5 protein-coding genes and 1 pseudogene are annotated in these 5,171 nt (G+C 69.3%); 2 read left to right on the top strand and 4 right to left on the bottom strand.

All coding sequences use genetic code 11. The annotated features are described in order from the left end of the window. Positions 1-118 precede the first annotated feature (118 nt). From AB0M26_RS31200 to AB0M26_RS31190, 3 genes are read right to left on the bottom strand one after another with little or no spacing between them, the layout of a single operon-like run. Positions 119-805: an amino acid racemase gene (locus AB0M26_RS31200; protein WP_365266267.1), complete on the bottom strand. Its 687-nt coding sequence runs from the start codon at positions 803-805 to the stop codon at positions 119-121. Next, the gene (locus tag AB0M26_RS31195) at positions 802-1,587 is read right to left on the bottom strand and encodes a TSUP family transporter (protein ID WP_365266264.1); all 786 of its coding nucleotides are present in this window, start codon (positions 1,585-1,587) and stop codon (positions 802-804) included. The genes AB0M26_RS31200 and AB0M26_RS31195 overlap by 4 nt, the downstream gene beginning before the upstream one ends. Next, positions 1,580-2,602: a TauD/TfdA family dioxygenase gene (locus AB0M26_RS31190; RefSeq protein WP_365266261.1), complete on the bottom strand. Its 1,023-nt coding sequence runs from the start codon at positions 2,600-2,602 to the stop codon at positions 1,580-1,582. Before AB0M26_RS31190 ends, AB0M26_RS31195 begins: the two co-directional genes overlap by 8 nt. 245 nt (positions 2,603-2,847) lie before the next feature. Between AB0M26_RS31190 and AB0M26_RS31185 the strand changes: the two genes are divergently transcribed. Then, entirely contained in the window at positions 2,848-4,209 is a 1,362-nt protein-coding gene (locus AB0M26_RS31185) for a benzoate/H(+) symporter BenE family transporter (protein ID WP_365266258.1), read from the top strand. On the opposite strand, the pseudogene AB0M26_RS31180 reads toward AB0M26_RS31185, so the two are convergent. Next, a pseudogene (locus AB0M26_RS31180) lies at positions 4,129-4,350 on the bottom strand (helix-turn-helix domain-containing protein); the annotation flags it as partial. The gene AB0M26_RS31185 and the pseudogene AB0M26_RS31180 sit on opposite strands and share 81 nt — an antisense overlap. Between AB0M26_RS31180 and AB0M26_RS31175 the strand changes: the two are divergent. Further along, on the top strand, positions 4,288-4,473 hold the full coding sequence (locus tag AB0M26_RS31175; RefSeq protein WP_365266270.1) for a hypothetical protein: 186 nt from the start codon (positions 4,288-4,290) through the stop codon (positions 4,471-4,473). The pseudogene AB0M26_RS31180 and the gene AB0M26_RS31175 overlap by 63 nt on opposite strands. Positions 4,474-5,171 lie beyond the last annotated feature (698 nt).

Raw genomic sequence — 5,171 nt, 5'->3', positions numbered from 1 at the left:
GTTGCCTGCGCGTCACACCCCTCTTCCTACCCGATGCACCCCTCCATACAGATCCGGATCAGCAAGATTGATCACGACATCACACAGGCCCTAGAACACCGGTATTGCGTCCAGGTCGTCACCGTGCGGCCCTCACCGCCGCCCGTGCCAGGGTCGCCGTAGGGTCCAGGACCGGCAGGCACGCGCACATCTCCCCGAGTAGCAAAGGTATTTCGGTGCACCCGGCGACGAGCAGGCGGGCACCGAGTGCGGCTAGCTGCCCGGCCGCCTCTTCGATCCACCGGGCTGGCTCCCCGCCGAGGTCCCCGGCCTTGACTCGTCGGATGGCGCGGGTGACGTAGTCCTCCTGTGTCACGGGGTCGGGGGTTACGGTCTTGAACCCGGCAGCGGCAAGCGTGTCCTGGTACAGCCCTGCCGTCACGGTGCCGGCTGTGGCGAGCAGACCGACGGTCTCTACTTCAGGGTGACGGGTGCGGATCTCGCGCACCGTCTCGTCGATCATGTCGAGCATCGGGACGCGCACACTGGGTCGTACCCGGTCCAGGAAGGCGTGCGCCGTGTTGCACGGAGTGGCGATCACGGCCGCGCCGAGCGCTTCCAGCCGGTGCGCCCCGCGGATCAGCCACGGCGTGGGGTCCGGCCCGCAGCCGGTGAGGGCCGCGGACCGGTCGGGAACGGTGGGATCGGCCCACACGACAACCGGTAGATGGTCCTGGTCGTGAGCGGCCGGCGTGGCGTCGATCAGCTTGCGGTAGAAGTCGACCGTCGCCAGCGGACCCATGCCGCCGAGTATCCCGATGGTCATCCTGCAGTCCCCCACCACTGGTCGTAAGCGAGTTTACTGACGAGCGCCGTGACGACGACGAGCATCACAGCCCGCACGAAGCCGCTGCCGCGCTTGAGCGCCATCCGTGCCCCCACTGAGGCACCCGCCAGATTGAACAGCGCCATGAAGGGCGCGAGCGTCCACAGCACCGTGCCCTGCCAGGCGAACATCGCCAAGGCCCCGAGGTTCGTCCCGACGTTGACCACCTTTGCGGTGGCAGACGCGGTCACCATGTCCATAGTGAGCAGCGCGACCAGGGCGATTACCAGGAAGGTGCCGGTGCCCGGCCCCAGCAGCCCGTCATAGAAGCCGATTCCCGCGCCCACGACAAGACCGGCTGTCAGCACTCTGCGGCGGGTCACCGTGCCGCCCGGTGTCTGCCCGAACTGGGGTCGGAGGACGACGAAAGCGGCGACCCCCAGCAACAACACCATGATCAGGGGCCGGAGGACTGCACTGTTCACGCCCGCGGCGCAGAACGCCCCTCCCACAGAGGAGAGCACTGCGACTGCGCCGATCCGGCAGGCCAGCCAGACGTCGACCGGTGCCTTACGGGCGTAGGTGATTGCCGCCGCCGTGGTGCCGACCACACCGACGGCCTTGTTGGTACCGAGCGCATACGCGGGTGCCAGGTGCGGGAAGGCGATCAGGAGGGCGGGCACCTGGAGAAGCCCACCGCCGCCGACCACCGCGTCCACCCAGCCGGCCAGAGCGGCGGCGACACACAGCAGTGCCGCCGCGGTGAGCGATACGTCATGCACGGGCGTACGCGTCCCTGCTCAGCACGCGGCCGCCGGGTCGGACCAGGTCGGTAGCCCGCAGGATGTCTGGGTAGGGGTAGAAGCGGCGCAGCCAGCGATCGGCGCCGTCGTAGCGGGGGGTGAAGTCACTGCGGCCGTGCACCACGATGCGGTTGTCGACTAGCAGCAGCTCACCGCGTTCGGCGTACACGGCCCGGTGCACGGTGTGCATGGCCCGGTTGAGCCGCTGTAGGGCGGCCTGCGACTCCTCGTCCATGCCGAATGTGTTGTGCATGTTGAAGCGGACGTAGGTGCCGGTCGGCCCATCGGTGAGCACCGAGTGCGGTGCGGTCATGGGGCGCGCCCTCTCCTGTAGGCCGCGGGTGAAGGAAAGCGGGAAGCGGCTGCGGTATCGGGTTGAGGCGAGGACCGCGCGGTCGCGGGGGTCGAGCAGGGGCTCGGCCTCGCGGACGGAAGCCACCATGGTGGCGGCTACGTGGTCGTGGTCGGGCCGCAGGCAGAGCAAGCCCAGGTGACTGGGGCGCACTGGATGGTGGACGTTCTCGGTGTGGAAGTCGAAGAGCGAGGAACCGGAGTTCAGCGGCTTTGCCGCGTCCGAGGCAACTGGGAAGACGTCGTGGACGAGCGCGCCCGCCTTCTCGTCCTCGTATCCGATGAGGCCACCCAGCGGGTGGGCGAGCAGAGCCACCAGCAGGCTGGACGGGTGCTGCTCCCCCAGGACGTTGGCACCGTAGGCACTGGGCGTCGCGGGGATTTCTCCGACCGGCAGGGCGCGCACCGCCATCAGGCCGTGGTCCGGTGGGCTGTCGCGGAATCGCTCGATGTTCTCTCGCAGTCGCAGGGGCAGTTGGTCGGCCAAGGCCGCGAACTCCGGACTCTGCAGTGTGAGTTCCAGGGGGCCGGTCAGCAGGGCGACTTCGTGGAGCAGTTGGCTGACGAGGGATGCTTCCCGAGTGTCCAGGACCAGTGCGTCAATGTCGGCGGAAGCGGCAGCGGGTGCTGCGTAGGTTGTCATACCGGGAAGGTTGGCGCCTCAAATACCCTGATTGCCAGCGGAGTTGGCGGCCAAAAGCGTCCATGACCTGCTACGGCCACCCGGGGCCCGCTGGCCGGAGGGGGCCGTGGCCGGAACCGGATCGCCAGGGTCGGGCCACGCGCGGCTTGAGGTGCGACAGCATGGTCGGTGCCGGGTCACTTCCCCGAGTCCCTCGGTCGAGGTGTCCGTGGTATCGATGCTCCTTCTTCGTTTGGGACTTATGAATGAGCCGTGCACGTGAGGTGTCGCTGACGGCGGTCATGGCGGGGGGCGTCGCAATGGCAGTCTCCTACGCCGGGCCACTCGCCCTGGTGCTGGCTGCCGCATCCGGCGCCGGGCTCACAGCTCAGCAGAGCGCATCCTGGGTCTGGGCGATCTCGATGGGGGCAGGCCTGACGTGCATCGGCTTGAGCTGGTGGAGCCGGGCCCCGGTGATCACGGCATTTTCCACCCCGGGGGCTGCGATCCTGGTGACCGCGCTGCCGCAGTACGGCTACGGGCAGGCGGTCGGCGCCTTCCTGGTCTCCGGCGTGGTGGTCACCCTGCTGACCGCGACCGGGGTGTTCGAACGGTTGCTCGCCTGGTTGCCGGAGGGGCTGGTCGCAGCGATGCTCGCGGGCACTCTGTTCTCTTTCGGCGCGGGCGTCTTCACCTCACTCCCCGGCTCCCCGCTGCTGGTCGCGGCGATGCTGCTGAGCTTCCTGCTGGCCCGGCGATGGGCGCCTACGTACGCCGTGGTGTGGGCGCTGGGGGTCGGTCTGGCCGTCGCCGCGGCCACCGGTGGGCTGCATGTCGACCTGCCGGGGGTCGGGTGGGCCTCCCCCGAGCTGACCGTGCCGGAGTTCTCCCCCGGTGCGCTGGTGGGAATCGGAGTGCCGCTCACGGTCGCCACCCTCGCCGGACAATATGCGCCGGGGATGGCCGTTCTGCACGCCGCGGGCTACCGGCCGGACAGCCGCGTGGTATGCGGGACGACCGGTATGGCGTCGGTGCTGCTGGCGCCCTTCGGTGCGCACGCCGTCAATCCTGCGGCCATTACTGCAGCCATCTGCACGGGGCCGGAGGCGCATCCGGACCCCGGACGGCGCTGGATCGCCGGAGTCAGCTGCGGCGCGGGCTACCTGGTCGTCGGCTCCTTCGGCTCCACGTTGGTGGCGCTGTTCACGGGACTGCCGAAGGCACTGGTGGCCACGATCGCCGGTCTCGCGCTGCTGAGTTCGCTGTCCGGCAGCCTGGCACGTACGGTCGCGGCTGCTGAGGAACGGGAAGCCGCGGTCGTCACCTTCCTTGCGACGTCGTCGGGAATGACGATGGGCGGCGTCGGCTCACCGTTCTGGGGCCTGCTCCTGGGCGTGGCCGCGCACCTGCTCCTCCGGTTTCGCTTCCATCCTGGATCCCGGCTGCGCCTGCTGCTCCGCCTCCGCGGAGAGCCAGCCCGCTTCGGTGGCGAGCACAGCGACCTGGAAACGGCTCGAGGCACCAAGGTCGGCCATCAGCTCTCCGACGATGCGACGGACCGTACGCCCGGAGACGCCGAGCCGACGGGCGACCGCGTCGTCCGTGAGTCCTTGGGCCAGCAGGCGTAGGACCGCCCGTCGGCGGGCGTCGGGCGGATCGCCATGTCCGGCGTCCGCAAACGCCGGTGGACCGCCGAGGGCCGACGCATGGGCCCAGCAGTGCTCGAACTGCCGGCGGAAGACCTCACCGAGGGCGGGATCACGGACGATCAGCGAGGCGGGCTGCCCCTCACCACCGCGGGCCGGAACGATCGCCAGGCGGTCATCGACCAGCATCAACTGGTGCGGGAGAGTGACAGCGGTCCGTACCTGGACACCCGCTGCGGACAGTGACCTCAGCTGGGCGGCCCCGGAGGGGGTGGCCGCGGCAGCGGCAAGGTGGATGGTCCGCACCGCCACACCGCGCCTCAGCGTCCGCCGGTCCCGGGCCAGCCCATCCTCCACCATGGGCTCGGCCAATCCACGCCCAGGATGCAGTGACATGACCTCTGCCCTGGCCTGCTCGGCGGCATCCTCGAGCGCGGCGGCGATGTTGGCGGATCCCGCTACGCGGGTTGTCTGTCGGCCGTGGCCCTGCTCGGCCTGGATCTGATGGAAGTCGGTCACCATCCGTACCAGCGCCTCCCGCGTGCGGGCTGCATGCTCCATCAGCGCGGCGGTGCGCCGGGCGTCTGTCTCCAGCAGTCGGTCAAGGGCGGACTGGGATGACACATAGGCCCAGCCGCTGGGCGTGGCGCCGGTAGGGGTCACTAATCCCAGCTCGGCGAGGAACTGGATTGCTACGGCGTAGTCCTCGCTGGTCCAGCCGAGTTTCCTGCAGACGGCCCCCGGTGTCCAGCCCGCGTCCTGCACGGTCATCTCGTACAGTTCCCTGGCGAGTTTATGCTCCACGGCCACTGCGCTGCTCACGGCTCCCCCTGTCTCCGTCGTCCGAGCCTAAAGGTTGTCCCGTAAGTTGATCTTGGGGTGGGTGGAGATGGTCCTGCGGCTCACGGGCCGTTCTCTATCCGGCGAGGGCGAGGTTGTGCAGT

This window comes from Streptomyces sp. NPDC051776, from assembly GCF_040681345.1.
Taxonomy (GTDB): Bacteria; Actinomycetota; Actinomycetes; order Streptomycetales; family Streptomycetaceae; genus Streptomyces.
Note: the sequence above shows the minus strand (reverse complement) of the source record. Positions and strands in the feature narration are given on the sequence as shown.

Bases quoted from the DNA above. Each gene is read 5' to 3' on its own strand.
- AB0M26_RS31200 (WP_365266267.1), bottom strand. From the start codon at position 805: ATGACCATCGGGATACTCGGCGGCATGGGTCCGCTGGCGACGGTCGAC.
- AB0M26_RS31190 (WP_365266261.1), bottom strand. From the start codon at position 2,602: ATGACAACCTACGCAGCACCCGCTGCCGCTTCCGCCGACATTGACGCA.
- AB0M26_RS31185 (WP_365266258.1), top strand. From the start codon at position 2,848: ATGAGCCGTGCACGTGAGGTGTCGCTGACGGCGGTCATGGCGGGGGGC.
- AB0M26_RS31175 (WP_365266270.1), top strand. From the start codon at position 4,288: ATGGGCCCAGCAGTGCTCGAACTGCCGGCGGAAGACCTCACCGAGGGC.